Origin of the sequence: Enterobacter cloacae complex sp. P17RS (assembly GCF_014895885.1) — a bacterium.
GTDB classification, from domain to species: Bacteria; Pseudomonadota; Gammaproteobacteria; order Enterobacterales; family Enterobacteriaceae; genus Enterobacter; species Enterobacter bugandensis.
Genome location: NZ_JADBQK010000003.1, coordinates 483,957 through 508,883, shown reverse-complemented (window position 1 = coordinate 508,883; position 24,927 = coordinate 483,957). Strand labels below are relative to the sequence as shown.

The window sequence follows — 24,927 nt, the reverse complement described above, 5'->3', positions numbered from 1 at the left end:
TTAATTAGCCGTCGAATTAAAAAGACAGGAATAAATGATGACAAGCAAACGCACAACGTTAACGCTGGCACTCGCTGCGCTCACGGTCAGTTCCACCGTAGCCGCGAAAACGCTGGTGTATTGCTCCGAAGGGTCACCGGAAAACTTTAATCCCCAGTTATACACCTCGGGCACCAGCGTGGATGCCAGCGCAGTGCCGGTTTACAACCGGCTGGTCGATTTCAAACCCGGCACCACGGAACTGGTGCCGAGCCTGGCAGAGCGCTGGGAGGTGAGCGACGACGGCAAGGTTTATACCTTCCATCTGCGTAAAGGGGTGAAGTTTCAGAGCAATAAATTCTTCACGCCGACCCGCGATTTTAACGCCGATGACGTGATCTTCTCGTTTATGCGCCAGAAGGACGTGAACCATCCCTATCACAACGTCTCAAACGGCAGCTATTCCAACTTCGAAAGCCTGGAGTTTGGCAGCCTGATTACCGCTATTGATAAAGTCGATGACCACACGGTGCGCTTTACCCTGGCGCACCCTGAAGCGCCGTTTGTTGCGGATCTGGCATGGTATTTTGCCTCGATCCTCTCCGCGGAGTATGCCGATGCAATGTTGAAAGCGGGCACGCCGGAGAAGGTGGATATGCAGCCCATTGGCACCGGGCCGTTTAAGCTGGCGCAGTATCAGAAGGATTCTCGCATTCTGTTTACGGCGTTTGCCGACTACTGGCAGGGGAAATCAAAGCTGGACAGGCTGGTCTTTACCATCACCCCGGATCCCTCCGTGCGTTTTGCCAAAATTGAGAAAAACGAATGCCAGGTGATGCCGTTCCCGAACCCGGCGGATCTGCCGCGTATGAAGGCCAATAAAGATATTACGCTGATGAGCAAGGCCGGGCTGAATACCGGTTTCCTGGCGTTTAATACCCAAAAGCCGCCGCTGGATAACGTGAAGGTCCGTAAGGCGCTGGCGATGGCCATCAACAAACCGGCCATTATTGACGCGGTGTTCCACGGTACCGGAACGGCGGCGAAGAATCTGCTGCCGCCGGGCGTCTGGAGCGCTGACAGCGAGCTGAAGGATTACGATTACGATCCTGAAAAAGCGAAAGCGTTGCTGAAAGAGGCCGGTTTAGCCGGCGGCATGAGTATTGACCTGTGGGCGATGCCCGTCCAGCGGCCCTATAACCCGAACGCCAGACGGATGGCGGAGATGATTCAGGCTGACTGGGCGAAGGTGGGGGTGCAGACCAAAATTGTCACCTACGAATGGGGCGAATATCTCAAGCGCGTGAAGGACGGTGAACATCAGGCTGCCCTGATGGGCTGGACGACCGCAACGGGCGACCCGGATAACTTCTTTGGCCCGCTGTTTACCTGCACCTCGGCCAACGGCGGTTCGAATTCGGCGAAGTGGTGCTATAAGCCGTTTGATAAAATTATCGCGGAGGCAAAATCAACTACCGATCGCGACAAGCGCGTGGCGCTGTATAAAGAGGCGCAGCAGATCATGCATGACCAGATGCCGGCGGTCATGATTGCGCATTCAACGATCTTCGAACCGGTGCGCAAAGAGGTGACAGGTTACGAAATCGATCCGTTTGGCAAACATTTGTTCTGGCAGGTGGATATTAATCAGTAATTTTCTCTGCCCGGTACGCTGCCGGGCACTCTTTTCGCAATTTGTGCTCCCCACGTCATTTTTTGTCACAACAAACCCGCCGAACTTTTGCTATAACTTCAAATGCATACTTGCAGATTACATGGAAAACTATCATGCGTACTCAAACTTTTTTTAAAGTTGCAGTGCTTACGGGTTTATTGGCAGTGGCGGGCTGTTCTTCAAAAGTCGCGGCTCCAGAACAATATTCAGGCTTTTTAAAAGATTATTCCGGCTTGCAGCAGACGACGTCTGCAACGGGTAAACCAACGCTGCGTTGGGTTGACCCTTCCTATAACGAAGCCAACTATGACAGCATTATCTGGACGCCAATCACCTATTATCCAACGCCAAAACCGACGACTCAGATCGGGAAACAAACCCTTGATGAGCTGCTGAATTACACCAATAACAAAATGAAAACGGCTATTGGTACCCGTAAGCCAATTGTGACCACGCCGGGCAAACACAGCCTGATTTTCCGCGGTGCTATCACCGGGGTGAGTTCGCAGAAAGAAGGCCTGCAGTTCTATGAAGTGGTGCCGGTCGCGCTGGTGGTAGCAGGTACGCAGATGGCTACCGGCCATCGCACCATGGATACCCATCTCTACTTTGAAGGTGAGCTGATCGACGCGGCCACCAATAAACCGGTGATGAAGGTGGTACGTAAAGGTGAAGGTAAAGAGCTGAATAACGAAAGTACGCCGATGACCTTTGCGACGCTGAAGCAGGTTGTTGACGACATGGCGACGGACGCCACCATGTTTGACGTGCATAAAACAGCGAAATAACGTTAAGCGGCCTGCATTGCGCAGGCCGTTTTTTTACGCCGTACGCAGGCGCCTGAACCAGGTCTCTGGTTTCGTGAACATCACCATATTCCCGCCCAGAATCAGCAGCAAACCGACGATACCGTTAATGTGCCAGACGTAGCCTTCATACACCGTTGAGATAGAGAGCGCCACCAGCGGGAAGAGCAGCGTACTGTAGGCCGCTTTCCCGGGGCCGATACGTCCCACCAGCGTGAAGTAGGCGCCAAAGGCAATCACCGAGCCGAAGAGGGCCAGATAGAGCAGCGCGCCCATATAGGTGACCGTCCATTCCGGGGTAAAACTGTCACCTCTGAAGAGCACAATACCCCCCATCACCAGCGTGCCGTAAAGCATAGCCCAGGCGTTGGTGGTCATGGTTTCCAGACCTCTGCGCTGATGGCGCATGCTGATCATATTGCCCAGCGAGAAGCCGTACGTGCCGAGGGCGGAAAGGCCAATGCCCGTCAGGAGCGATACGCTCCAGCCGCTGGCCAGCAGGTCGTCCCAGAAAAGGGTCACGATCCCCACAAGACCCAGCGCCGCCGCCGTCCAGAAACGCGCGGGCGGGCGCTGTCCAAAGAAAATAAAACAGTTAATGGCGTTGTAGAGCACCGCCATGGAGAAGATCACCGATTCCAGCCCGGTGTTGATGTGTGCCGCCGCGGTATAAAAACACCAGAAGTTAAAGCAGAAGACGCAGCATCCCTGAAGCATGCAGAACAGATGATCCCGCAGCGCCAGCTTACGCAACCGGCGCAGGGCAAGTAACACTACCATCATCGTGGCGCTGGCCACCGCGAAACGCCAGAAAATAGAGACGGGGGCGGGTACGGGACCCTGCTGCAGGAAAATGGCAATCCAGGTGGTTCCCCAGATGATCACCACCAGTCCGTATAATAACGCGTTCATATTTTTTCTCTTCTCAAACCACGGAAGCCCGCAGTATGGCGCTGTCATCGCTCTGGGGCTTTCACCGGCTTGCGGTAGACTTGCAAAATCTTGCGCTTTTTTCTTTTCCGGGGGCTGGCAACGGGGAACAACAGTTCTTAGACTGACAGTTCACTCATTAACGCGCTAACGGTTATGTCTCACGCTTACGATACCTTTGAAACGCTTCGCCAGCAGAATGCGGTCCTGCGGGAAACGGTCGCGCTCAATTCCGGCATTCAGCTGGCGGCGTGGTACAACAAGCACGATACGATAACGGTTAAAAGCAATCATCATACCCTTAGTCTGTACGTCGCCGACGGTTATGAGAGCTATCAAAAGACGCCGGGCGGCTGGAAGAACGGCGGGGGACCGGACCGTTTCTGCCTGATGCCGAAAGAGAGCGAATCGACGTGGGATATCCGCGATGACCTGTCGTTTGTCCATCTCTACTGCACTGATGAGCACCTGCGCGATGTGGGCGAAAAAATCTGGGATAAACGGCCCCTGTCGCTGACTCTGGACGAGCGCATTTTTGGCAGCGACCCGAAGATCACCGCGCTGTACCGCCAGTTTCTGCTCGGCTGCGACTGGCAGCAGCAGGCCAACCAGCTCACCCTGAGCACGGCCTCTACGCTGCTGTTGACCCACCTGCTGCAAAACTACGCCAACGTTCAGTGGAAGCTCCCGGTCGTTACTGGCGGGCTATCGCCGTTTGTTCTGCGCAACGTGCTGGCATTTATTGAAGAAAACCTCGGACAGCCCCTGACGCTGGCCGATCTGGCGGCGCAGGCCGCACTCAGCGAATACCATTTTGCCCGCATGTTCCGCCAGTCGACGGGGCTGGCGCCGCATCAGTACGTTATGCAACGGCGCATGGAAAAAGCGAAAAACCTGGTGCAGCATACCTCGACGCCGCTGACGGATATCGCGCTGGCCTGCGGGTTTAACTCCGCCAGCCACTTCAGTAACCGTTTTCGCAGCGTCATGGGCATTACGCCGTCACAGCTGCGCGCGGCGAGCGCGTGAAAACAGGGCATAGCTTACGCCGCCCAGCACCAGCCCCCAGAATGCCGAGCCGATGCCCAGGATCGTGACGCCGCTTGCGGTCATCAGAAACGTGACGATAGCTGCGTCGCGCTCCGCTTCATGATTCAGCGCCTGATATAAACTCCCGCTGATGGTACCCAGCAGCGCCAGACCGGCCAGCGTCTGGATCCAGCTGAGCGGCAGCGCAGCCATTATCCCGGTGATGGATCCGCCGAACACTCCCGCCAGCAGATAAAACCCGCCCGCGGCGATAGCCGCCAGCCAGCGTTTACCGGCATCGGGATGGGCATCCGGGCTTTGACAGATAGCGGCGGTAATGGCGGCTATGCAGATGGAAAAGACGCCGAAGGGGGACAGCAGCAGCGCCAGCCCGCCCGTAAAAATAATGAGCGGTGAGACCGCCAGCGGATAGCCGGACGCTTTCATGGTCGCGAAACCGGGCGCATTTTGCGAGGCCATGGTCACCAGGAAGAAGGGCAAGCCGATGCTCACCAGGCTGGTGAAGGTGAACGTGGGCGCAATAAACTCAGGTGTCACGAAGGAAATGGTGATTTTATCCGTGACAACGTCACCTCCCGCCCACGCCACGATCCCGCCCACCAGCAGCGTAACGACGATTGCATAGCGCGGTGCCAGCGCTTTCGCCAGCAGCCACGCGGCAATCATGCTGCCGCACAGCAGAAAGTGCCCGTCCAGATGGGCAAACGCATGCAGCCCAAACTGCAGGAGTACGCCTGCCAGCATGGCCGCAGCCAGTGAGTGTGGGATCAGCTTCATCAGGCGGGCGAAAAGCCCGGTCATGCCGCAGAGTAAAATGAGCGCGTTGGCGAAGATAAACACGCCGATTGTCTCGGCCAGCGTCACGCCGTGCAGGCTGGTGGCGAGTAGCGCCGCGCCGGGCGTAGACCAGGCGGTCAGCACCGGAGCTTTATACCACCAGGAGAGCGCCAGCGTGCTGACGCCCATCCCAACCCCCAGCGCGGTCATCCAGCCCGCAATCTGCTGCGCGCTGGCGCCTGCCGCCGCGGCGGCCTGCCAGATGATGGCTGCCGAACTGGCGTAACCGACCAGAACGGCGACAAATCCAGCCAGTACGACTGGAACGAGATGAGAGGTAGGGCGCATAGAAACTCCGCTGTGCGTTATAACGTCCGCGATAAGGTAACACTGTGCGCTATAGCGTACAAGTGGTATGCTCAGGGCCATCAGGAGGGAGCATGGACATTACACAACATCTTGCAGCAACGCTGAAAACGCTGCGCCAGGCGCGCGGCTGGAGTTTGTCGAAGCTGGCGGACGAAACGGGCGTGTCGAAAGCGATGCTCGGGCAAATCGAGCGCAATGAGTCCAGCCCGACGGTGTCGACGCTGTGGAAAATTGCCACCGGGCTGAACGTCCCGTTTTCCGCTTTCATTACGCCAGAGGCGGACAGGCCAGCTGTGTTTGATTCACAGCAGCAGGCGATGGTGGTCAAACCGCTCTTTCCATGGGATGAGACGCTCCGGTTCGATCATTTCTCCATTACGCTGGCACCGGGTGCCCTGAGCGAGTCCACGCCGCATGAGGCAGGCGTGATTGAACATGTGGTGGTCATCAGCGGCGAGCTGGAGATGAACATCAACGACGAGTGGCAGACGGTTCATGCCGATTCTGGCGTCCGGTTTGCCGGCGATAAACCGCACGCCTACCGCAACAGCAGCGACAGGCCGGTGCATTTTCACTCTCTGATCCATTATCCCCGCTGAGGCTACGCAAAACTGTTTCGCTGGCGCATACTTCTGACTACAATAGCCGCCATTTTGACCATAACGGATAACGACGAAGTATGCGCCTGCAATCCCATCATCTTGAACTTTTAAGCCCGGCCCGCGACGCCGCCATTGCCCGTGAAGCGATCCTTCATGGCGCTGACGCCGTCTACATCGGCGGCCCTGGCTTCGGTGCCCGCCATAACGCCAGCAACAGCCTGCGCGATATTGCCGATCTGGTGCCGTTTGCCCACCGTTTCGGGGCGAAAGTGTTCGTGACCCTGAACACCATTCTTCATGATGATGAGCTGGAGCCCGCGCAGCGTCTGATTACCGATCTCTACCAGACCGGCGTCGATGCCCTGATTGTTCAGGACATGGGCGTGCTTGAGCTGGATATTCCGCCTATCGAGCTGCATGCCAGCACCCAGTGCGATATCCGCACGGTTGAGAAGGCGAAGTTTCTCTCCGACGTGGGCTTTTCGCAGATCGTTCTGGCCCGCGAGCTGAACCTCATTCAGATCCGCGATATTCACCAGGCGACGGACGCGACGATCGAATTCTTTATCCACGGCGCGCTGTGCGTGGCCTATTCCGGCCAGTGCAACATTTCCCACGCCCAGACGGGCCGCAGCGCCAACCGCGGCGACTGCTCGCAGGCCTGCCGTCTGCCGTATACCCTGAAAGACGACCAGGGTCGCGTGGTGGCGTTCGAAAAACACCTGCTTTCCATGAAGGATAACGATCAGACCGCCAACCTGGGCGCGCTGATCGACGCGGGCGTGCGTTCCTTTAAGATTGAAGGGCGCTACAAAGATATGAGTTACGTGAAGAACATCACCGCGCACTATCGCCAGATGCTGGACGCCATCATCGAAGATCGCGGTGACCTGGCGCGCGCCTCGGCCGGTCGTACCGAACATTTCTTTATTCCGTCAACGGACAAAACCTTCCACCGCGGCAGCACGGACTATTTCGTGAACGCCCGCAAAGGGGATATCGGCGCGTTTGACTCACCGAAGTTTATCGGTTTACCGGTCGGTGAAGTGTTGAAAGTGGCGAAAGATCACCTGGACGTTGAAGTGACCGAGCCGCTGGCGAACGGCGACGGCCTGAACGTGATGATTAAGCGTGAAGTGGTGGGCTTCCGCGCCAACACGGTCGAAAAAACCGGCGAGAACCGCTACCGCGTCTGGCCGAATGAAATGCCTGCCGATCTCTACAAGGCGAGGCCGAACGCGCCGCTCAACCGTAACCTGGATCATAACTGGCAGCAGGCGTTGCTGAAAACCTCCAGCGAGCGTCGCATCGCGGTGGACATTGAGCTGGGCGGCTGGGAAGAGCAGCTGATCCTGACCATGACCTGCGAAGACGGCATCAGCGTAACGCATACGCTTGATGGCCTGTTCGAGGTGGCAAACAACGCGGAGAAAGCGCTTAACAGCCTGAAGGACGGCGTAGCGAAGCTGGGCCAGACGATTTACTACGCGCGCGCCATCGAGGTTAATCTGCCGGACGCGCTGTTCGTGCCGAACAGCCTGCTGAATCAGTTCCGCCGCGAAACGGCAGAGATGCTGGATGCCGCACGCCTGGCGCAGTATCCGCGCGGCAGCCGTAAGGCCGAATCCGTTCCTGCGCCTGTGTATCCGGACACCCATTTATCGTTCCTGGCCAACGTTTACAACCATAAAGCGCGTGAATTTTATCATCGCCACGGCGTGCAGCTTATCGACGCGGCCTATGAAGCGCACGAAGAGAAGGGCGATGTGCCGGTGATGATCACCAAGCACTGCCTGCGCTTTGCTTTTAACCTGTGCCCGAAACAGGCGAAAGGGAATATTAAAAGCTGGAAGGCCACCCCCATGCAGCTGGTCAACGGTGACGAAGTTCTGACCCTGAAGTTTGACTGCCGTCCTTGTGAAATGCATGTTATCGGCAAAATGAAAAACCACATTTTCAAAATGCCACCGCCGGGCAGCATCGTTGCGTCCGTGAGCCCGGACGATCTGATGAAAACCCTTCCGAAACGCAAGGGCAGTTAATTACCTTACGTGCGTGTCCGGTTTGCGCGATTTCTGCCACAGGTGGTGTTCGCGCAAACCCTCCGCTGACTCTTCCGCTACACTGCGTAACTCGTCACTGTCGGCCTCATGCCGCAGCTGATGCTCCACATTCTTTACCCAAACATATTCATGGCCTTTGTGCCCGGCCATCAGCTGGCCGGAAAAGAGGGCACAAATAAGCATGATAAAAGATAGCCCTTTTTTGAACATAAATTCACCGAATAAGAACAGCGCGGGGAAATCATGCCAATTATTGTTTAGGGTTATTATTCAAAATTTCAAAATAGCGCAAAGAAAATGTCAAATAACGTGGGTTCATAATACCGATTAGGATTTTTCTTAAAATATATGTGCGTTTTTGTAAACCTCCTATTTCTGGTCCACAGTTGGATGTTCGCTTTAAGGATAAATCCTATATAATAGTGAATCTCTGGCTAAGGAATGGGTCATTCATAAATGAAAAAAATAATAGCGTTTTCGCTTCTGGCTGTTGCGGTAGGTGCCGTTGCAGCGATTCGTTATGCAGGTAATGACGAACCAGAATATATTCAGTCCGCTGAAATTCGCGTTGGTTCCTATTTAACCAGCGACTATGGACGCGTAGCCTGCACTAGTAAAAGAGTAAATGAACAGCGCTGGGAATTAGACTGCACCCATCCGGCACGGGGAAAAACATTCCAGTTTGCGGTTTATCCCTCTGAAAAGGCTCCCTATGGCGTATCGCGATCGTTTTATCTCGAGGCCCTTAACGATGATGCCAGGCAGAGCGCTGAGCAGGGCCTGATGCGCTATTTGCAAATCAACACCAGCGCGAGTTAATCAGGCTGTTTAGCTTTCGTTGAGACAGCCAGTGTTAGTTTGTATGAGATCCGCTGCCCGACCATGGAGCGTCGGGGACGTAGAGACCAAAATACAAATCTATCCATGCAAGCATTTACCGCCAGATAATGGCGGTTTTTTTTTTTTTGCGCTTTTGCCGCTAGCGGGCAGTATCAGAACGTGAAAATTGTTTGCGATACTGAGCCGGGGAAAGCGCGAACTGCTGACGAAAATGATGACGCAGCGTCGACGCCTGACCAAACCCGGTCTGTTCCGCGATGCTGTCGATGCTTAAACGGCTGCTCTCCAGATAATCTTTTGCTCTCAGAAGGCGTTCATTAAGCAGCCAGCGAGCAGGCGTCGTGCCCGTTGCCGCCTCGAAGCGACGAAGAAAGGTGCGCTGGCTCATGCCGACCCGACGCGCCAGCGAGTCGACGCTGTGCGGCTCGGTAAGATGCGTGTGCAGAAAATCAAACAGCTGGCCCAGGCGCTGGCTTTCCCGCAGCTGCGCCACCGGGCGGCTCAACTGCTGCGGCTGTGAACCATCCCGGTGAGGGGGGATCACCAGCCGACGCGCCACGCTGTTGGCGGTTTCCATGCCATAGTCCCTCCGGATGATGTGCAGACAGAGATCGATTCCCGCCGCGCTGCCCGCGGAGGTCAGGATATCACCCTCGTCCTGGTAGAGCACATCATCAACCACCTCGATGTCAGGGTAGCGAACCTTAAGCGCGTCAATGTAGCGCCAGTGCGTCGTGGCTTTACGTCCGTTCAGCAGCCCCGTAGCGGCCAGCACGAACACGCCCGAGCAGATGGACAGCAGCTGACAACCGCGCGCGCTGGCCTGGCGCAGCGCCTCGCAGAGCGCCGGAGGAACCGGTGAGTCCAGCCCCCGCCAGCCGGGAACCACGATCAGGTCCGCCGACGCAAGCAGGCTCAAGTCCCCATCGGTAACGATGCGGATCCCGCCGGTCGCCCGCAGTTCTCCGCTATCCACGCTCGCCACCGCAAAACGATACCAGTCGTCGCCCAGCTCCGGACGCGGCAGGCCAAAAATCTCAACCGCCACGCCAAACTCAAAGGTACATAGCCCGTCATACGCCAGCACCACCACCTGCGGGCGGGTAACCTGTCTTAAGTTTGTCATCTTTTTGCTGTTTTCTGGCATAAGCGAGCGCATTCACGGGCTGAATTTGTGGATAGAGTAGTGTTAACACAAACGCCAAAGATGAGGAAGGATCATGAGCTATGTTACTGAATTTCCGGCTGCCGAGCCGCAGGAAGCCGTTACCCATTTTCTGCGTCGCCTGAGCGTCGAAACCGACTGTGCCGACGTGCATCACGCCATCGCCAATAATGAGCAGGACTTCGTGCTGCTGCACGTGGTGGGGAGCCCGGAGCAGTTTGCCCGCCGCCATGTGCCGGGCGCACTGCATATGCCGTGGAGCCAGATGACCGCTGAGCGGATGTCTCAATGGCCGGAAGGGACGCTGTTTGTCGTCTACTGTGCGGGGCCACACTGTAACGGCGCGGACAGGGCGGCGCTGAAGCTGGCGCGTCTCGGGCTGCCGGTCAAAATCATGCTCGGCGGCATCACCGGCTGGGAAGATGAACGCTACGCCTTTGCCAGCCAGGCGCACGCTGACGCGCTGTGAAGATGAATTTTTTTCAACACCCGTGAAATTTTCTCGTTTGCCGGAAACGGTAAGGTATGACATCTTTTTTGGACATTTAGACATCCAGAAGTCTAAAAATTCAAATGATGAATTATCACTGCGGGCAATTAATACCGGCAGACCGAGGAGATTTCCATGCAACGACAGCACGCCCCATACCGCGCCGACGTAGTCGGCAGCTTTTTACGCCCGGATGCCATCAAGCAGGCTCGCCTGAAGTTCGCCAGCGGCGAGATTGATGCCGGACAGCTTCGCGCGGTGGAGGACGAGGCTATTCGCCACGTCGTCGAGCAGCAGTGCGCGTGCGGCCTGCATGTGGTGACCGACGGTGAATTTCGCCGTGCCTGGTGGCACTTCGATTTCTTCGACGGTCTTCAGGGCGTTGAGCGTTACGATTCCCAGCAGGGGATTCAGTTCAACGGAGTACAAACCAAAGCCCACGGCGTGCGCGTGACCGGCAAGCTGGGCTTTGGCGACCACCCGATGCTGGAAGACTTCCGCTATCTGAAAAGCATCAGCGGCAATGCCCAGCCGAAGATGACCATTCCCAGCCCAAGCGTGCTCCATTTCCGCGGCGGGCGCAAAGACATCGACGCGACGGTGTATCCGGATCTGAACGACTATTTCGACGATCTGGCAACCACCTGGCGCGACGCCATCCGCGCATTCTACGACGCGGGCTGCCGCTATCTGCAGCTGGACGACACCGTCTGGGCCTACCTCTGCTCGGACGACCAGCGCCGTCAGATCCGCGAGCGCGGCGACGATGCCGATGAGCTGGCGCAAATCTATGCCCGCGTACTGAACAAGGCCCTGGAAGGCAAGCCAGAGGATCTGACCATCGGGCTGCACGTCTGCCGCGGTAACTTCCGTTCAACCTGGATTTCCGAAGGCGGCTACGAGCCGGTGGCGGAAGTGCTGTTCGGGACGGTCAAAGTTGACGCATTCTTCCTGGAATACGATAACGACCGCAGCGGGGATTTCGCGCCGCTGCGCTTCGTTCGCCCGGGCAAGCAGCAGGTGGTGCTGGGCCTGATCACCACGAAAAACGGTGAGCTGGAGAACCCGGAAGGCGTGAAGGCCCGTCTCGAAGAGGCGGCGAAATACGTGGCGAAAGAGCAAATCTGCCTCAGCCCGCAGTGTGGTTTTGCCTCCACCGAAGAGGGCAACAGCCTCAGCGAGTCCCAGCAGTGGGATAAGGTCCGTCTGGTGACGCAGATCGCCAGCGAAGTCTGGTAAAAGCGCTTCCTCAGCGCTGCATTATAAAAGTGCAGCGCTGTGCCATTCTGAGTCGTTCTCTTTACATCCTGCCGTCTGTCTCCTGCAATAGCGCTTCCTCCATTCTGGCATCCTTTTTGCTCCTGCTTCGCTGACACCTTTTTTCCGCGTCCATGACGTAACGGACGTTTTCGCACAGCGTTCTTTTTCAGGAGTGAAAATATGCAGCGTCGTACCTTATTAAAAGCCTTTGCGTTATCCGCGTCCGTCGTGGCGATGGGAATGAGTTTTGGCGTGCAGGCGGCCGACACCATCAAAGTGGGGATCATGCACTCTTTGTCCGGCACGATGGCCATCTCCGAAACCCCGCTAAAGGACGTCGCCCTGATGACCATCGACGAGATCAACGCCAAAGGCGGCGTGCTGGGTAAGAAACTGGAGCCTGTGGTGGTGGATCCAGCCTCAAACTGGCCGCTGTTTGCCGAGAAGGCACGCCAGCTGCTGAGCCAGGATAAAGTGGCGGTGGTGTTCGGCTGCTGGACGTCGGTTTCGCGCAAATCCGTGCTGCCGGTGTTTGAGGAGCTGAACGGCCTGCTGTTCTATCCGGTGCAGTATGAAGGCGAAGAGATGTCGCCAAACGTCTTCTATACCGGCGCGGCGCCGAACCAGCAGGCCATCCCGGCGGTGGAATATCTGATGAGCGAGGACGGCGGCGGGGCGAAGCGCTTCTTCCTGCTGGGTACCGACTACGTTTACCCGCGCACCACCAACAAGATCCTGCGCGCGTTCCTGCATTCGAAAGGGGTTGAGGATAAGGACATCGAAGAGGTTTACACCCCGTTTGGTCACAGCGACTACCAGACCATCGTCGCCAGCATCAAGAAATTCTCCGCCGGCGGCAAAACAGCCGTGGTGTCGACCATCAACGGCGACTCCAACGTGCCGTTCTATAAAGAGCTGGCTAACCAGGGGCTGAAGGCCACCGACGTGCCGGTGGTGGCGTTCTCCGTCGGCGAAGAAGAGCTGCGCGGAATCGACACCAAACCGCTGGTGGGTAACCTGGCGGCGTGGAACTACTTTGAGTCCGTGGATAATCCAACCAACCAGGCGTTCGTCGCGGATTACAAAGCCTATGCGAAGGCGCACAAGCTGCCGAATGCCGATACCGTGGTGACCAACGACCCGATGGAAGCGACTTACGTGGGGATCCATATGTGGGCACAGGCGGTGGAAAAAGCGGGCACCACCGACGTGGATAAGGTGCGCGCGGCGATGGCCGGTCAGTCATTTAAGGCGCCGTCTGGCTTTACGCTCACCATGGATGCTACCAACCATCATCTGCATAAGCCGGTCATGATCGGTGAAATTGAAGGCAACGGCCAGTTCAACGTGGTCTGGCAGACGGAACAGCCGGTGCGCGCCCAGCCGTGGAGTCCGTTCATTGCCGGGAATGACAAAAAGCCCGACCAGCCGATGAAAACCGCCAGCAACTAGGCCATTGCCTCAGGGAGAAACGTCATGAACGCCATGCGCATGTTCATCGCTCTTGTATGGCTTTCCGGACTGCTGCCAGGGATGGCGCAGGCATCGGATGCCGATCGTTTTGTTGCCGCCAGCCGCGGCCAGCAGGCGGAGCTCCTCACGCAGTGGGCCGCCGCGCCGGATGCCGCCAGGCTTCCGCTGCTTCAGTCCCTGCAAAAGGAAAACCTGTATACCGACAGCCAAAAGCACGCCTTTGCGAAGCGTAATGGCGAAATGGTTTCGCTCGGTGACGCCCGCGCGGCAGTAGGGCAAACCAAAGCCGTACGCCTGACGAACCGGCTGCGCGTGCTGGCTGCAACGGCCATTGCCACGCATCAGCTTGTTAGTGACAGTGTCACCGAAAGGCGGGAGGCAGCCCGTCAGCTCCAGCGGGATGCTCAGCTCGAAATGCTCGCTTTTCTGGAAAAGCGCGCCGGGGATGAAGCGGACGCTGTGGCGCGGCAGGCGCTCCTGCTGGCGGTAGCGAATCTCCAGCTGGCGAGCCCGCAGCCGGAGGTGCGCCGCAGGGCCGTCGAACTGCTGGGCCAGTCAGACGATCCGGACGTACAGTCCAGACTCACTCCGTTTACCCAGGCGCAGACCGAGCCGGACGCCGGCGTGCGCGCGGCCGCAGAAGAGAGCCTTAGCCAGATTACGCATCGCCTGATGTGGGGCGATCTGCTGGGCCAGGCGTTTATGGGGCTTTCTCTGGGGTCGGTGTTGCTGCTGGCCGCGCTGGGGCTTGCGATCACCTACGGTCTGCTGGGCGTCATTAACATGGCCCACGGCGAGATGCTGATGCTGGGAGCGTACGCCACGTGGATGGTGCAGCAGGCAATGGCCGGGCTTGCCCCTCAGTGGCTGGCGCTCTATCCCGTTATCGCCTTGCCGGTAGCGTTCTGCCTGACGGCGGGCATTGGAATGGTGCTGGAGCGCACCGTGATCCGTCACCTGTACGGTCGTCCGCTGGAAACCCTGCTGGCGACCTGGGGGATCAGCCTGATGCTCATCCAGCTGGTGCGCATGACCTTTGGTGCCCAGAACCTCGAGGTGGCAAACCCGGCATGGCTTTCCGGCGGGGTGCAGATTTTTGCTAACCTGACCCTGCCGTGGAACCGCATTGTGGTGCTGGGCTTCGTGCTGCTGGTGCTGTTCTTCACCTGGCTGATTCTGAATAAAACCCGTCTTGGGCTGAACGTGCGCGCGGTGACGCAAAACCGCAGCATGGCCGCCTGCTGCGGGGTACCGACCGGGCGCGTCGATATGCTGGCGTTTGGTCTGGGCTCAGGGATCGCCGGGTTAGGCGGCGTGGCGTTATCCCAGCTAGGTAACGTCGGGCCGGAGCTTGGTCAGGGGTACATCATCGACTCGTTTCTCGTAGTCGTTCTCGGTGGCGTAGGCCAGCTCGCAGGCAGCGTGGCTGCCGCGTTCGGGCTGGGCATATTCAATAAAATCCTTGAGCCGCAGATGGGGGCGGTGCTGGGCAAGATCGTGATTCTGGTGGCGATCGTCCTGTTTATCCAGAAGCGCCCTCAGGGGCTGTTTGCGCTGAAAGGGAGGGTGATTGACTGATGAGCCAGCCGCTGACCTTAACGCTGGCGCGTAAAGCGCCGCGCACGACACAGATTGCAGGCAGCCTGCTGGTGGCGTGTCTGCTGATATTACCGTTTTTCGCCTTGCTGCCCGCCACGCATCCGCTGGCGCTGTCGACCTGGATGCTGACGCTCATCGGCAAGATCCTCTGCTATGCCATCGTTGCGGTGGCGCTGGATCTGGTGTGGGGCTACGCCGGTATGCTCTCTCTTGGACACGGCATCTTCTTCGCCCTGGGCGGCTATGCGATGGGCATGTACCTGATGCGCCAGGCGTCAGGCGACGGCCTGCCCGCGTTTATGTCGTTTCTCTCCTGGAGCGAGCTGCCGTGGTTCTGGTGGGGCACCCAGCACTTTGCCTGGGCGCTGGTGCTGATCGTGATGGTGCCGGGTTTGCTGGCGCTGGTGTTTGGCTGGTTTGCCTTCCGCTCGAAGATCAAAGGGGTTTACTTCTCGATTATGACCCAGGCGCTGACCTACGCGGGCATGCTGCTGTTCTTTCGCAACGAAACCGGCTTTGGCGGCAATAACGGCTTTACCGGTTTTACCACGCTGCTCGGGTTTTCGGTGACGGAAACGGCAACCCGCATCGCGCTGTTCCTGGCGACGGTGCTGTTGCTGCTTCTGGCGTTGGGCACCGGATTTGCGCTGGCGAAGAGCAAGTTTGGCCGCATCCTGACCGCCGTGCGCGACGCGGAAAACCGCCTGACGTTCTGCGGGTACGATCCGCGCGGGTTCAAGCTGCTGGTGTGGACGCTCTCCGCCGTGCTGTGCGGCCTGGCGGGGGCGCTGTACGTTCCGCAGGTGGGCATTATTAACCCCGGTGAAATGTCGCCGACCAACTCGATAGAAGCCGCCATCTGGGTGGCGCTGGGCGGGCGCGGCACCCTGGTGGGGCCGGTGATTGGCGCGGCGCTGGTGAACGGGGCGAAAAGCTTCTTTACCGTTGCCATGCCGGAGTACTGGCAGCTGTTTCTGGGGCTGATTTTTATCGCCGTCACGCTGTTCCTGCCGCGCGGCGTCTACGGTCTGTTGCGTAAGGGAGAGAAATAATGCAGCCAACGGAAGAGTTATTTACCCGCCAGTTGCCCGGCGATCGCTACCGGGACCAGACTGACCCGGTGCTTCAGCTTGAGGCCATTAACGTCAGTTTCGACGGCTTCCAGGCGCTGACCGATCTCTCCCTGAATATCGGCGTGGGCGAGTTGCGCTGCGTGATTGGCCCCAACGGGGCGGGTAAAACCACGCTGATGGACGTGATCACCGGCAAAACCCGACCCAAAAGCGGGAGAGCGATTTACGACCAGTCCATCGACCTGACCGGGCTGGAGCCTGCGGCCATTGCCCGTCAGGGGATTGGCCGAAAATTCCAGAAACCCACGGTCTTTGAAGCGCTGACGGTGTGGGAGAACCTTGAGATCGCCATGAAAACCGATAAATCCGTCTGGGCGAGCCTGCGGGCAAAACTCAACGGCGAGCAGCGGGACCGCATTGACGAGATGCTGGTTCTTCTGCGCCTTGGCAGCGAGCGGGACCGTCGCGCCGGGCTGCTTTCGCACGGGCAGAAACAGTTCCTGGAGATCGGCATGCTGCTGGTGCAGGACCCGCACCTGCTGCTGCTGGATGAACCCGCCGCCGGGATGACCGATGCGGAAACGGAATACACCGCCGAGCTGTTCAAAACCCTGGCGGGCAAGCATTCGCTGATGGTGGTGGAGCATGACATGGGCTTTGTTGAAACGATTGCCGACCACGTCACGGTGCTGCATCAGGGGCGCGTGCTGGCGGAAGGCTCGCTTCGCGAGGTGCAGGCCAACGAGCAGGTGATTGAGGTCTATCTGGGCCGCTAAGGAGCGATGATGTTACAGGTTAACGAACTGAATCAGTACTACGGCGGCAGCCATATCCTGCGCGGCGTGAGCTTCGAAGCCGCTCCCGGTGAAGTCACCTGTCTGCTGGGACGCAACGGCGTCGGGAAAACCACGCTGCTGAAGTGCCTGATGGGGCTGATCCCGGCGAAAACCGGGGAGGTCATCTGGCAGGGTAAAACGATCACCCACAGCAGGCCGCACCAGCGGGTGCAGTCCGGCGTGGCGTATGTCCCGCAGGGTCGCGAGATTTTCCCGCGCCTGACCGTGGAAGAGAACCTTTTGCTTGGGCTTTCGCGTTTTTCCGCCCGCGAGGCAAAGCAGGTTCCTGACGAGATCTGGCAGCTGTTTCCGGTTCTCAAAGAGATGAAGCACCGCCGCGGGGGCGATCTCTCCGGCGGGCAGCAGCAGCAGCTGGCGATTGGTCGCGCGCTGGCGAGCCGTCCGCAGCTGCTGATTCTGGACGAACCGACGGAAGGCATACAGCCTTCCGTCATCAAAGAGATTGGCCAGGTGATCCGCACCCTCGCAAACAGAGGCGACATGGCAATCCTGCTCGTCGAGCAGTTTTACGACTTTGCCGCCGAACTGGCCGACAGCTATCTCCTGATGTCCCGCGGCACTATCATTCAGCGCGGGAGGGGCGAAAATATGGAGCAGGAGGGCGTTCGCGGGCTGGTTGCGATTTGAAATGTTATACTATAACATCCTCATTCTTATAAAACGGAATGAGGGCGTTACTTTGGCTGCACATATTGGAAAATTTGCCATGACTCTGGGGGCGCTGCTGGTCAGTGGCCAGCTGTTTGCTCACTCGCACGGCCATCAGATGACCGAAGCAGAACAGAAAGCGGCGAACGGCGTGTTTGAGGATAAAGACGTGAAGGACAGAACGCTGTCCGACTGGGACGGCACCTGGCAGTCGGTGTATCCGTTCCTGCTGGACGGTTCGCTGGATCCGGTCTTCAAACAGAAAGCGCAGAAGGATAAAAGCAAAACCTTTGACGAGGTGAAAGCGTATTACCGCAAGGGATATGCCACGGACGTGGATGCCATCGGCATTGAAAATAACGTAATGGAATTCCACAGAGGCAAGGCGGTCAGCAGCTGTCAGTATGACTACAGTGGCTACAAAATTCTGACCTACGCATCGGGTAAAAAAGGCGTTCGCTATCTGTTTGAGTGTAAGGATGCCGACAGCAAGGCGCCGAAGTTCGTGCAGTTCAGCGACCACATCATCGGGCCGAAAGCCTCATCGCACTTCCATATTTTTATGGGCAATACCTCTCACGAGGCGCTGCTGAAAGAGATGGACAACTGGCCGACCTATTATCCAAACGAGATGTACAAAGAGCAGGTGGTGGAGGAGATGCTGCACCACTGATGCGTTATTGCCGGGGGGCGGCTTCGCCTTACCCGGCCACTATTTTTTACGCCGCTTTGGGGGATTCGTTCCATGCCTTCACGCTCATTCCCCGCAAAATCATCAGCCAGGCAACGACGATGGCAACCATCATGATTGCAAACAGCGACCAGTGCGGCAGGTTGGTCAGGATAATGCCGGTGATCATCGGGTTTGCCGCCGCGCCGAGCCAGCCCAGCGCCTGCGCGGAAAAATAGCTCGCCTTCATCCCCGGCGGGGCGATGTTGTCGATCAGCATGTATTCACCCGGTGCGTAGATAATCTCACCCAGCGTAAAGATGGCGGCGGCGATGCCCCAGTAAATCAGGTTCTCCCCGGAGAGCATAAAGCCTCCCAGACCCAGGATAAAAAACAGCGTTGCGGCGGTCATTAAAGGCCGAATATTGCTGGCGGAGATCTTCCGCCCCAGCGCGTACTGCAGCGTCACCACCACGGCGGCGTTAACGGGCAGTACCACGGCAACCACCTTCTGGGCAAAATCGCTGTCGGCATTGGCGGCCAGTACGTATTGCGAAATGCAGCTGGCGAACGATCCGCCCACGTAAGACGCGAGCAGGCCGGAGAGGGTGAACCAGAACAGGGCGCGATCTTTCAGCAGCACCGACGGCTGCCAGGGCATCTTCTCCTCGGCGGTATCCAGCGCGACGCTTTTTTGCACGAAGAAATGTATAAACCCGAGCGGCAGCGCGGCGCAGAAGGCCGCCAGCCAGAACGGCAGCTGCAGGCTGTACATCACCAGCAGGGTGCCAATCGGCGGCCCTATCGTCCAGCCAATGTTCAGGAAGCTGTAGTTGAGCGAGAAGACGCGCGCTTTCTGGCTGGAGGTCAGCACGTCCGAGAACCAGGCTTTCAGCACCGTCGAAAAGACGGAATAGGCGCAGTTAATAAGGGAAAAGAACAGCACTACCAGGGTGACGTTATCCACCAGCGGAATCGCGACAAAACCGGCGATAAAAGCCACGATCGCGATCAGCATATAGCGTTTTTTATCAAACTTATCGGCCAGAATGCCAAATCCCAGGCTGAACACCACGCCAACGGTCAGCGCAATCGTCAGGGCATAACCAATATTCTCGACGCTCATATTAAACACGCGCGTGAGATAAATGGTCATGAACGGCAGCGTTGCCCCCCGACCGATGGTTAATAACAATGACGATGCCAGCAGCGCTGCGGTTGAGCGCCTGAGAGATGGTTTCATATTCCTTCCCGACGGTTGCTTATGCTTTTTTTAGACGAGTGTTAACAGGATTACCATGACATAAGGGGCTTGTATAGCACCCGATTTATCCCTAAGTGCTTCAGCTGCCTGCCAGAAATAATGATCTTCTCGCGGCACACTTTTTTCTGTTACCTTGAAGTGTTAACAAATTATTAATAATTCAGGGGCAGGGTATGACGCGTAAAGACGGACTGCTGGCGTTGCTGGTGGTCGTGGTATGGGGGCTCAATTTTGTGGTCATCAAGCTGGGATTGCACAACATGCCCCCGCTGATGCTGGCAGGTTTGCGTTTTATGCTGGTGGCGTTCCCGGCGCTCTTTTTCGTCGCCCGTCCGAAAATCCCGTTAAAACTGCTGCTGGGTTACGGTCTGACCATCAGCTTTGGCCAGTTCGCGTTTCTCTTCTGCGCCATCAAGTTCGGCATGCCGGCCGGTCTGGCCTCGCTGGTGTTACAGGCGCAGGCGTTCTTTACCATTATTCTCGGCGCATTTGTGTTTGGCGAACGCCTGCAGGGCAAGCAGCTGGCGGGGATAACGCTGGCGGTATTTGGCGTGCTGGTGCTGATTGAAGCCAGCCTGAACGGTCAGGATGTGGCGCTGCTCGGGTTTATGCTCACGCTGGCGGCGGGGCTGAGCTGGGCGTGCGGCAATATTTTCAACAAGCTGATTATGCAGCACGAGGCGAGGCCTCAGGTGATGTCCCTGGTGGTCTGGAGCGCATTGATTCCGATAATCCCGTTTCTGGTGGCGTCGTTTATTCTGGATGGCCCGGAGGTGATGCTGAACAGCCTGGTCGAGATCGATCTGACCACGATCCTTTCTCTCATCTATCTGGCGTTTGTCGCCACCATCGTGGGCTACGGGATCTGGGGTTCGCTGCTGGGACGCTACGAGACCTGGCGCGTCGCGCCGCTGTCTTTGCTGGTTCCGGTAGTGGGGCTTGCCAGTGCGGCGATACTGCTGGATGAAACGCTGAGCGCGCTGCAGCTGCTCGGTGCCGTGCTGATCATGGCCGGGCTGTACATCAACGTGTTTGGCCTGCGGGTTCGCCGGGCGGCGCGGGTAAGGGGATAGGGCATAAAAAAGCCCCGCGGCTGCGGGGCAAAAACGAATCAGAGGCCGTGCTGATTATAATAAGGCACGCCTAATTCGTCGGATTTGTCGCTACCAGCACCCATGTGGTTGAAATCATAAGGCGACTGGTCATGTGCTGACGGCAAAATCATCGTGTCATGATTATTTTGCTGCGTTGCACCTGGGGTTTGCTCCGCGAAGGTCTGGCTGGAAAACAGCACCAGCAAGGCGAGGGCGGCGGAGGCGGTAACTTTCATTTTTTCCTCGGTTACGTCTTTTACAGGCGATGATTAACTACAGTGTTTTAACGGATACAGGTAACGGGATTCACCCGGCACGCTGGTAATTCGGTACTTATGAGGCGGCACGTCAAAATAGTTCTTGAACGTACGCGTGAGGGTTTGCTGTGATTCAAATCCGTAACGCTCCGCCAGATAAAGGATCGGTTCATTGCTTTCTTTCAGTTTCTGGGCAATTTCCGTCAGCTTGCGGCTGCGAATATATTGACCTAATGAATGACCGGTCTCTTTTTTGAACATCCGTTGCAGGTGCCATTTGGAGTAACCTGAACGCTCAGACACTTTTTCAAGGGAGAGCGGCGATTCCAGGTTATCTTCGATCCAGTCCAAAATGCTATGAATAGTGATAGCGTCAGTATTGCGTCTGGACATCGTCATACCTCTTTTTCTGTTTACGGCAGTATTTTCTTCAGCAAAAGCTCAAGGGTAGCCACTTCATCTGCCGTTAAGTTTTTTGTTAGTTCCTGATGCAGTGTTTGTCCTACTAATTGATGACATTGCTCGCACATAGCCGCACCATCGCTGGTGAGCCTGACCAGTACGCCGCGTTTGTCATTCGGGTTAGGGCTTCGTTCTACCCATCCTTTGCAGACGAGACGATCGAGCATGCGGGTTAACGCACCCAGATCGACAGAGAGCACCTTTTTCAGCTCAACCGGCGTGATACACACTTCGCAGCGAATGGAACACAGCACTTTGAACTGTGTTGCGGTGATATCCAGCGGTGACAGGTAGTCATTGAGCAGGCGATCTTTTTTCTGGTTAACCATATGAATAAGACGACCCAGCGGAACAACGTCGTTAAAGATATCACTGGTGCTTTTCACAATGGTTGCCCTGGCAAGTAGTTTAATCACGGCAGATATTATTGCTCAGGCAAGTATAAGTCAACTGAATGAATCAGCCGATGCCACGAATTGCTAAAACGTTTCATGAACGATTTTTGCAACCTTTCAAATCAGGAAGATAACAAACGGGTATCGTTCCCAAAGGAAAACTATCGTTACGTTGCGCCGATGGCTGAACGTCACACTTTCACCCTATAATTGCGATGTTAAATGTGGATAAGGACAACGACGCACTATGTTGGATTTGATTAAAGCAATTGGTCTCGGGCTGGTGGTACTGCTGCCGTTAGCTAACCCGTTAACGACGGTGGCGCTGTTCCTGGGGCTGGCAGGGAATATGAACAGCGCCGAGCGCAACCATCAGTCGATGATGGCTTCGGTGTATGTGTTTGCCATTATGATGGTGGCCTACTACGCCGGACAGCTGGTGATGAACACCTTCGGGATTTCAATTCCCGGGCTGCGTATAGCGGGCGGGCTGATTGTGGCCTTTATCGGCTTCCGCATGCTGTTCCCGGCGCAAAAAGCGCACGAGTCTCCGGAGGCAACCAGCAAATCTGAAGAGCTGGAGTCCGAACCGAGCGCGAATATTGCTTTTGTACCGCTGGCCATGCCGAGTACGGCCGGGCCGGGTACCATCGCGATGATCATTAGTTCTGCATCGACGGTGCGCGACAGCTCTACCTTCCCGGACTGGGTACTGACCGTTGCGCCACCGCTAATTTTTGCACTTATTGGGGTTATCGTGTGGGCGTCTCTGCGCAGTTCCGGTGCGATCATGCGCTGGGTGGGCAAGGGCGGTATCGAGGCGATTTCCCGTCTGATGGGCTTCTTACTGGTCTGTATGGGCGTGCAGTTTATTATTAATGGCGTGCTGGAGATTATTAAGACCTACCACTGATGTCATTGCCGGGTGGCGGCTACGCCTTGCCCGGCACAAACGCACCTCACCCGTGCTGCCCCTGTTCCTCCAGCGCCACCGGCCACTTGCGGAAGATGAGTACCGACCAGACGAGCGCGACGAGCGCCGGAATCGCCCCCAGATAGCCAATCGCCGACATCGATACGTGCAGGCTAATCTGATTGCCCACCAGCGCCCCCGCGCCAATCCCCAGATTGAATATCCCCGAGAACAGCGACATCGCCACGTCCGTGGCATCCGGCGCCAGGGCCAGGACTTTCACCTGCATGCCGAGACCAATAATCATGATCGCCACGCCCCAGAACAGGCTCAGGATCGCCAGCTGGCTTTTGCTGCCTGACGCAGGGAGCAGCAGCACCAGGCACGCCAGCAGCAGGCCGATGGCGCTGCTCACCAGCAAGGAGGCATGCTGGTTACCCAGTTTACCAAACAGCACGCTGCCAATAATGCCCGCGCCGCCGAGAATGAGCAGTAAGAGGGTGGCAAAGTTTGCGCTAAAGCCCGCGACCACCTGCACAAACGGTTCAATGTAGCTGTACGCCGTGTAGTGCGCGGTGACCACGATAACGGTAAGCAGGTAGATACTCAGCAGCGCCGGGCGACGCATCAGCAGCGGCAGGCTTTTCAGCGAGCCGGAGTGTTCGCTTGGCAGCGCGGGCAGCAGCTTAATCAGACACACCAGCGTCACCAGCGCGCCCATGCCGATGGCAAAGAAGGTGGTACGCCAGCCGAAGTACTGTCCCACGATGCGGCCAATGGGCAGCCCCAGCACCATCGCCAGCGCGGTACCGGTGGCAATCAGGCTCAAGGCCTGGGCGCGTTTACCCGCCGGCGCGAGCCGAATAGCCAGCGACGCGGTGATCGACCAGAATACCGCGTGGGCAAAGGCAATGCCGATGCGGCTAATGACCAGCACCGTAAAATTCCACGCCATAAACGACAGGACATGGCTGGCAATGAACAGGGCAAACAGGCCGATCAACAGCCTGCGCCGCTCCATCTGGCTGGTCAGCAACATAAACGGCAAAGACATCAGCGCCACCACCCAGGCGTAGATAGTTAACATAATCCCCACCTGCGCCGTTTCCATCTGGAAGCTTTCTGCTATGTCAGACAACAGCCCAACCGGAACAAATTCTGTGGTGTTAAAAATAAATGCGGCAATGGCCAGCGTGACCACGCGTAGCCACGCGACCCTGCGGGAAACTGTGTTCGTTGTCATAGGGATGTCGGAGATTCGTTGCTGGAAAGATGAGAAGGCGATCTTAAAACGTCATACGGCGAAAACTCAACCATTATGTGACGCAGATCTCAATATTTGCCTTATGAAAGCGGTAGCCGGGGGCGTTGTTTTCATTGAATATAAAAGTACAACACAGCAAAGACAGGCGGTAAGACAATGCAGGAGATTGAATTTTATCTGGTAGATGCATTCAGCAATACCTCGTTCGGCGGCAATCCGGCAGCGGTTTGCCCGCTGAACGAATGGCTGCCGGATGAAACGTTACTGAAAATGGCGCAGCAGCATAATCAGTCGGAAACCGCATTTTTCGTCTGCACTAAGGGCGGCATTGAGCTACGCTGGTTTACCACGCTCACTGAAGTCAATCTCTGCGGTCACGCCACCCTGGCCGCCGCGTACGTTCTGTTTAATGAACTCGATTACCCCGACTCGCGGATCCACTTTGATACCGCCTCTGGCCGACTGACGGTCAGCCGGGAGGGAGAGTGGATGACGCTGGACTTCCCGGCGTGTCCGACCCGAGAAGAGACGCCGCCGCCGGAGATGCTCGCGGCGCTCGGTATCCGCCATTACGTTGAAGCCCGTAAAGGCCGCGCCTGGGTGATTGTGCTGGAAAATCCACGGCAGGTTGAAGCGCTTGCGCCGCGCTTTTCGGCGTTGACGCCGGGCGAGCATAAAGTGAGCGTGACGGCACCGGGTGAAGGGGAATATGACTTTGTCAGCCGCTTCTTCTCACCGGGCGTTGCCGTTCCGGAAGATCCGGTGACCGGATCCGCGCACACGATGCTGATCCCCTACTGGAGCAAAAAGTTGGGGAAAACGGCAATGTTTGCCCGTCAGGTTTCGGCGCGCGGCGGGGATGTACGCTGCGAGCTGAAAGGGGAGCGCGTATTAATGAGCGGTCAGGCGTCGTGCTACCTGAAAGGCACTGTGTATCTGCGCTAAAACTGAT

Annotated in this window: 26 protein-coding genes; 17 read left to right on the top strand and 9 right to left on the bottom strand. The window is 57.1% G+C overall.

All coding sequences use genetic code 11. The features are described from left to right. Window positions 1–37: 37 nt before the first annotated feature. Both IM265_RS03370 and IM265_RS03365 read left to right on the top strand, forming a co-directional pair. Window positions 38–1,633, top strand: coding sequence for an ABC transporter substrate-binding protein (locus tag IM265_RS03370; RefSeq protein ID WP_193030843.1), 1,596 nt, complete (start codon window positions 38–40; stop codon window positions 1,631–1,633). Window positions 1,634–1,767: 134 nt separating this feature from the next. Next, window positions 1,768–2,442 carry a DUF3313 domain-containing protein gene (locus IM265_RS03365; protein WP_028013119.1) on the top strand — a complete coding sequence of 225 codons (675 nt, stop codon included), beginning with the start codon at window positions 1,768–1,770 and terminating at the stop codon, window positions 2,440–2,442. A 33-nt stretch (window positions 2,443–2,475) separates the two neighbouring features. Here IM265_RS03365 and IM265_RS03360 read toward each other — a convergent pair whose 3' ends face one another. Next, on the bottom strand, window positions 2,476–3,372 hold the full coding sequence (locus tag IM265_RS03360; RefSeq protein WP_193030604.1) for a DMT family transporter: 897 nt from the start codon (window positions 3,370–3,372) through the stop codon (window positions 2,476–2,478). Window positions 3,373–3,546: 174 nt separating this feature from the next. Here IM265_RS03360 and IM265_RS03355 point away from each other — a divergent pair, with 174 nt between their 5' ends. Continuing rightward, a complete protein-coding gene (locus IM265_RS03355; RefSeq protein ID WP_047365191.1) occupies window positions 3,547–4,419 on the top strand; it encodes a helix-turn-helix transcriptional regulator in 873 nt (290 codons plus the stop codon). Here the strand turns inward: IM265_RS03355 and IM265_RS03350 are convergent. Continuing rightward, entirely contained in the window at window positions 4,393–5,565 is a 1,173-nt protein-coding gene (locus IM265_RS03350; protein WP_028013122.1) for a benzoate/H(+) symporter BenE family transporter, read from the bottom strand. The genes IM265_RS03355 and IM265_RS03350 overlap by 27 nt on opposite strands. 92 nt (window positions 5,566–5,657) lie before the next feature. On the opposite strand from IM265_RS03350, the gene IM265_RS03345 reads away from it, so the two are divergent. Together IM265_RS03345 and IM265_RS03340 are read left to right on the top strand one after the other, a co-directional pair. Continuing rightward, window positions 5,658–6,185 carry a helix-turn-helix domain-containing protein gene (locus tag IM265_RS03345; RefSeq protein ID WP_045260498.1) on the top strand — a complete coding sequence of 176 codons (528 nt, stop codon included), beginning with the start codon at window positions 5,658–5,660 and terminating at the stop codon, window positions 6,183–6,185. An 80-nt stretch (window positions 6,186–6,265) separates the two neighbouring features. Next, complete coding sequence (locus tag IM265_RS03340) at window positions 6,266–8,230, top strand: U32 family peptidase (RefSeq protein WP_193030606.1); 1,965 nt, start codon at window positions 6,266–6,268, stop codon at window positions 8,228–8,230. Here the strand turns inward: IM265_RS03340 and IM265_RS03335 are convergent, their stop codons facing one another. Continuing rightward, complete coding sequence (locus tag IM265_RS03335; RefSeq protein ID WP_047368536.1) at window positions 8,231–8,461, bottom strand: DUF2554 family protein; 231 nt, start codon at window positions 8,459–8,461, stop codon at window positions 8,231–8,233. 246 nt (window positions 8,462–8,707) lie between these two features. Here IM265_RS03335 and IM265_RS03330 point away from each other — a divergent pair, with 246 nt between their 5' ends. Continuing rightward, window positions 8,708–9,070 carry a hypothetical protein gene (locus IM265_RS03330; RefSeq protein WP_045260501.1) on the top strand — a complete coding sequence of 121 codons (363 nt, stop codon included), beginning with the start codon at window positions 8,708–8,710 and terminating at the stop codon, window positions 9,068–9,070. 160 nt (window positions 9,071–9,230) lie between these two features. Here IM265_RS03330 and ftrA read toward each other — a convergent pair whose 3' ends face one another. Further along, entirely contained in the window at window positions 9,231–10,238 is a 1,008-nt protein-coding gene (ftrA, locus tag IM265_RS03325) for a transcriptional regulator FtrA (RefSeq protein ID WP_193030608.1), read from the bottom strand. A gap of 73 nt (window positions 10,239–10,311) precedes the next feature. Between ftrA and IM265_RS03320 the strand changes: the two genes are divergently transcribed. The 8 genes from IM265_RS03320 to zinT all read left to right on the top strand — a co-directional run bounded on the left by IM265_RS03320 (window position 10,312) and on the right by zinT (window position 18,329). Further along, window positions 10,312–10,725, top strand: coding sequence for a rhodanese-like domain-containing protein (locus tag IM265_RS03320; protein ID WP_047365183.1), 414 nt, complete (start codon window positions 10,312–10,314; stop codon window positions 10,723–10,725). A gap of 156 nt (window positions 10,726–10,881) precedes the next feature. After that, complete coding sequence (locus tag IM265_RS03315; protein WP_193030610.1) at window positions 10,882–11,985, top strand: cobalamin-independent methionine synthase II family protein; 1,104 nt, start codon at window positions 10,882–10,884, stop codon at window positions 11,983–11,985. Window positions 11,986–12,186: 201 nt separating this feature from the next. Further along, window positions 12,187–13,458 carry an urea ABC transporter substrate-binding protein gene (urtA, locus tag IM265_RS03310; protein ID WP_028013130.1) on the top strand — a complete coding sequence of 424 codons (1,272 nt, stop codon included), beginning with the start codon at window positions 12,187–12,189 and terminating at the stop codon, window positions 13,456–13,458. Window positions 13,459–13,482: 24 nt separating this feature from the next. Beyond that, entirely contained in the window at window positions 13,483–15,057 is a 1,575-nt protein-coding gene (gene urtB / locus IM265_RS03305; RefSeq protein WP_193030612.1) for an urea ABC transporter permease subunit UrtB, read from the top strand. Further along, window positions 15,057–16,130 carry an urea ABC transporter permease subunit UrtC gene (urtC, locus tag IM265_RS03300; RefSeq protein WP_047368539.1) on the top strand — a complete coding sequence of 358 codons (1,074 nt, stop codon included), beginning with the start codon at window positions 15,057–15,059 and terminating at the stop codon, window positions 16,128–16,130. Before urtB ends, urtC begins: the two co-directional genes overlap by 1 nt. Next, window positions 16,130–16,927, top strand: a complete 798-nt coding sequence (urtD, locus tag IM265_RS03295) for an urea ABC transporter ATP-binding protein UrtD (RefSeq protein ID WP_041910005.1) — start codon at window positions 16,130–16,132, stop codon at window positions 16,925–16,927. The genes urtC and urtD overlap by 1 nt, the downstream gene beginning before the upstream one ends. 9 nt (window positions 16,928–16,936) lie before the next feature. Beyond that, entirely contained in the window at window positions 16,937–17,635 is a 699-nt protein-coding gene (gene urtE, locus IM265_RS03290) for an urea ABC transporter ATP-binding subunit UrtE (protein WP_028013134.1), read from the top strand. A gap of 52 nt (window positions 17,636–17,687) precedes the next feature. Beyond that, the gene (gene zinT, locus IM265_RS03285) at window positions 17,688–18,329 is read left to right on the top strand and encodes a metal-binding protein ZinT (protein WP_028013135.1); all 642 of its coding nucleotides are present in this window, start codon (window positions 17,688–17,690) and stop codon (window positions 18,327–18,329) included. Window positions 18,330–18,375: 46 nt separating this feature from the next. Here zinT and ydeE read toward each other — a convergent pair whose 3' ends face one another. Continuing rightward, on the bottom strand, window positions 18,376–19,569 hold the full coding sequence (gene ydeE / locus IM265_RS03280; protein ID WP_028013136.1) for an efflux MFS transporter YdeE: 1,194 nt from the start codon (window positions 19,567–19,569) through the stop codon (window positions 18,376–18,378). Window positions 19,570–19,763: 194 nt separating this feature from the next. Between ydeE and eamA the strand changes: the two genes are divergently transcribed. Continuing rightward, window positions 19,764–20,663, top strand: coding sequence for an O-acetylserine/cysteine exporter (eamA, locus tag IM265_RS03275; RefSeq protein WP_028013137.1), 900 nt, complete (start codon window positions 19,764–19,766; stop codon window positions 20,661–20,663). 38 nt (window positions 20,664–20,701) lie between these two features. Here eamA and marB read toward each other — a convergent pair whose 3' ends face one another. The 3 genes from marB to marR are packed head-to-tail and all read right to left on the bottom strand — an operon-like array spanning window position 20,702 to window position 21,789. Beyond that, the gene (gene marB / locus IM265_RS03270; protein WP_028013138.1) at window positions 20,702–20,920 is read right to left on the bottom strand and encodes a multiple antibiotic resistance protein MarB; all 219 of its coding nucleotides are present in this window, start codon (window positions 20,918–20,920) and stop codon (window positions 20,702–20,704) included. 33 nt (window positions 20,921–20,953) lie between these two features. Further along, complete coding sequence (marA, locus tag IM265_RS03265; protein WP_008502237.1) at window positions 20,954–21,334, bottom strand: MDR efflux pump AcrAB transcriptional activator MarA; 381 nt, start codon at window positions 21,332–21,334, stop codon at window positions 20,954–20,956. A 20-nt stretch (window positions 21,335–21,354) separates the two neighbouring features. After that, a complete protein-coding gene (gene marR / locus IM265_RS03260) occupies window positions 21,355–21,789 on the bottom strand; it encodes a multiple antibiotic resistance transcriptional regulator MarR (protein ID WP_028013139.1) in 435 nt (144 codons plus the stop codon). Between the two features lie 256 nt (window positions 21,790–22,045). Here marR and IM265_RS03255 point away from each other — a divergent pair, with 256 nt between their 5' ends. Beyond that, window positions 22,046–22,711: a MarC family NAAT transporter gene (locus IM265_RS03255; RefSeq protein WP_041909999.1), complete on the top strand. Its 666-nt coding sequence runs from the start codon at window positions 22,046–22,048 to the stop codon at window positions 22,709–22,711. Between the two features lie 46 nt (window positions 22,712–22,757). Here IM265_RS03255 and IM265_RS03250 read toward each other — a convergent pair whose 3' ends face one another. Further along, window positions 22,758–23,954, bottom strand: a complete 1,197-nt coding sequence (locus IM265_RS03250) for a sugar transporter (RefSeq protein WP_193030614.1) — start codon at window positions 23,952–23,954, stop codon at window positions 22,758–22,760. A gap of 177 nt (window positions 23,955–24,131) precedes the next feature. Between IM265_RS03250 and IM265_RS03245 the strand changes: the two genes are divergently transcribed. Next, window positions 24,132–24,920: a PhzF family phenazine biosynthesis protein gene (locus tag IM265_RS03245; protein WP_193030616.1), complete on the top strand. Its 789-nt coding sequence runs from the start codon at window positions 24,132–24,134 to the stop codon at window positions 24,918–24,920. Window positions 24,921–24,927 lie beyond the last annotated feature (7 nt).

Bases quoted from the DNA above. Each gene is read 5' to 3' on its own strand.
- IM265_RS03250 (WP_193030614.1), bottom strand. From the start codon at position 23,954: ATGACAACGAACACAGTTTCCCGCAGGGTCGCGTGGCTACGCGTGGTC.
- IM265_RS03355 (WP_047365191.1), top strand. From the start codon at position 3,547: ATGTCTCACGCTTACGATACCTTTGAAACGCTTCGCCAGCAGAATGCG.
- urtB (WP_193030612.1), top strand. From the start codon at position 13,483: ATGAACGCCATGCGCATGTTCATCGCTCTTGTATGGCTTTCCGGACTG.
- IM265_RS03365 (WP_028013119.1), top strand. From the start codon at position 1,768: ATGCGTACTCAAACTTTTTTTAAAGTTGCAGTGCTTACGGGTTTATTG.
- IM265_RS03360 (WP_193030604.1), bottom strand. From the start codon at position 3,372: ATGAACGCGTTATTATACGGACTGGTGGTGATCATCTGGGGAACCACC.
- eamA (WP_028013137.1), top strand. From the start codon at position 19,764: ATGACGCGTAAAGACGGACTGCTGGCGTTGCTGGTGGTCGTGGTATGG.
- urtC (WP_047368539.1), top strand. From the start codon at position 15,057: ATGAGCCAGCCGCTGACCTTAACGCTGGCGCGTAAAGCGCCGCGCACG.
- IM265_RS03345 (WP_045260498.1), top strand. From the start codon at position 5,658: ATGGACATTACACAACATCTTGCAGCAACGCTGAAAACGCTGCGCCAG.
- urtA (WP_028013130.1), top strand. From the start codon at position 12,187: ATGCAGCGTCGTACCTTATTAAAAGCCTTTGCGTTATCCGCGTCCGTC.
- IM265_RS03330 (WP_045260501.1), top strand. From the start codon at position 8,708: ATGAAAAAAATAATAGCGTTTTCGCTTCTGGCTGTTGCGGTAGGTGCC.
- ftrA (WP_193030608.1), bottom strand. From the start codon at position 10,238: ATGCCAGAAAACAGCAAAAAGATGACAAACTTAAGACAGGTTACCCGC.
- IM265_RS03320 (WP_047365183.1), top strand. From the start codon at position 10,312: ATGAGCTATGTTACTGAATTTCCGGCTGCCGAGCCGCAGGAAGCCGTT.
- IM265_RS03245 (WP_193030616.1), top strand. From the start codon at position 24,132: ATGCAGGAGATTGAATTTTATCTGGTAGATGCATTCAGCAATACCTCG.
- IM265_RS03340 (WP_193030606.1), top strand. From the start codon at position 6,266: ATGCGCCTGCAATCCCATCATCTTGAACTTTTAAGCCCGGCCCGCGAC.
- urtE (WP_028013134.1), top strand. From the start codon at position 16,937: ATGTTACAGGTTAACGAACTGAATCAGTACTACGGCGGCAGCCATATC.
- IM265_RS03315 (WP_193030610.1), top strand. From the start codon at position 10,882: ATGCAACGACAGCACGCCCCATACCGCGCCGACGTAGTCGGCAGCTTT.
- urtD (WP_041910005.1), top strand. From the start codon at position 16,130: ATGCAGCCAACGGAAGAGTTATTTACCCGCCAGTTGCCCGGCGATCGC.
- marA (WP_008502237.1), bottom strand. From the start codon at position 21,334: ATGTCCAGACGCAATACTGACGCTATCACTATTCATAGCATTTTGGAC.
- ydeE (WP_028013136.1), bottom strand. From the start codon at position 19,569: ATGAAACCATCTCTCAGGCGCTCAACCGCAGCGCTGCTGGCATCGTCA.
- IM265_RS03350 (WP_028013122.1), bottom strand. From the start codon at position 5,565: ATGCGCCCTACCTCTCATCTCGTTCCAGTCGTACTGGCTGGATTTGTC.
- IM265_RS03255 (WP_041909999.1), top strand. From the start codon at position 22,046: ATGTTGGATTTGATTAAAGCAATTGGTCTCGGGCTGGTGGTACTGCTG.
- IM265_RS03370 (WP_193030843.1), top strand. From the start codon at position 38: ATGACAAGCAAACGCACAACGTTAACGCTGGCACTCGCTGCGCTCACG.
- marB (WP_028013138.1), bottom strand. From the start codon at position 20,920: ATGAAAGTTACCGCCTCCGCCGCCCTCGCCTTGCTGGTGCTGTTTTCC.
- IM265_RS03335 (WP_047368536.1), bottom strand. From the start codon at position 8,461: ATGTTCAAAAAAGGGCTATCTTTTATCATGCTTATTTGTGCCCTCTTT.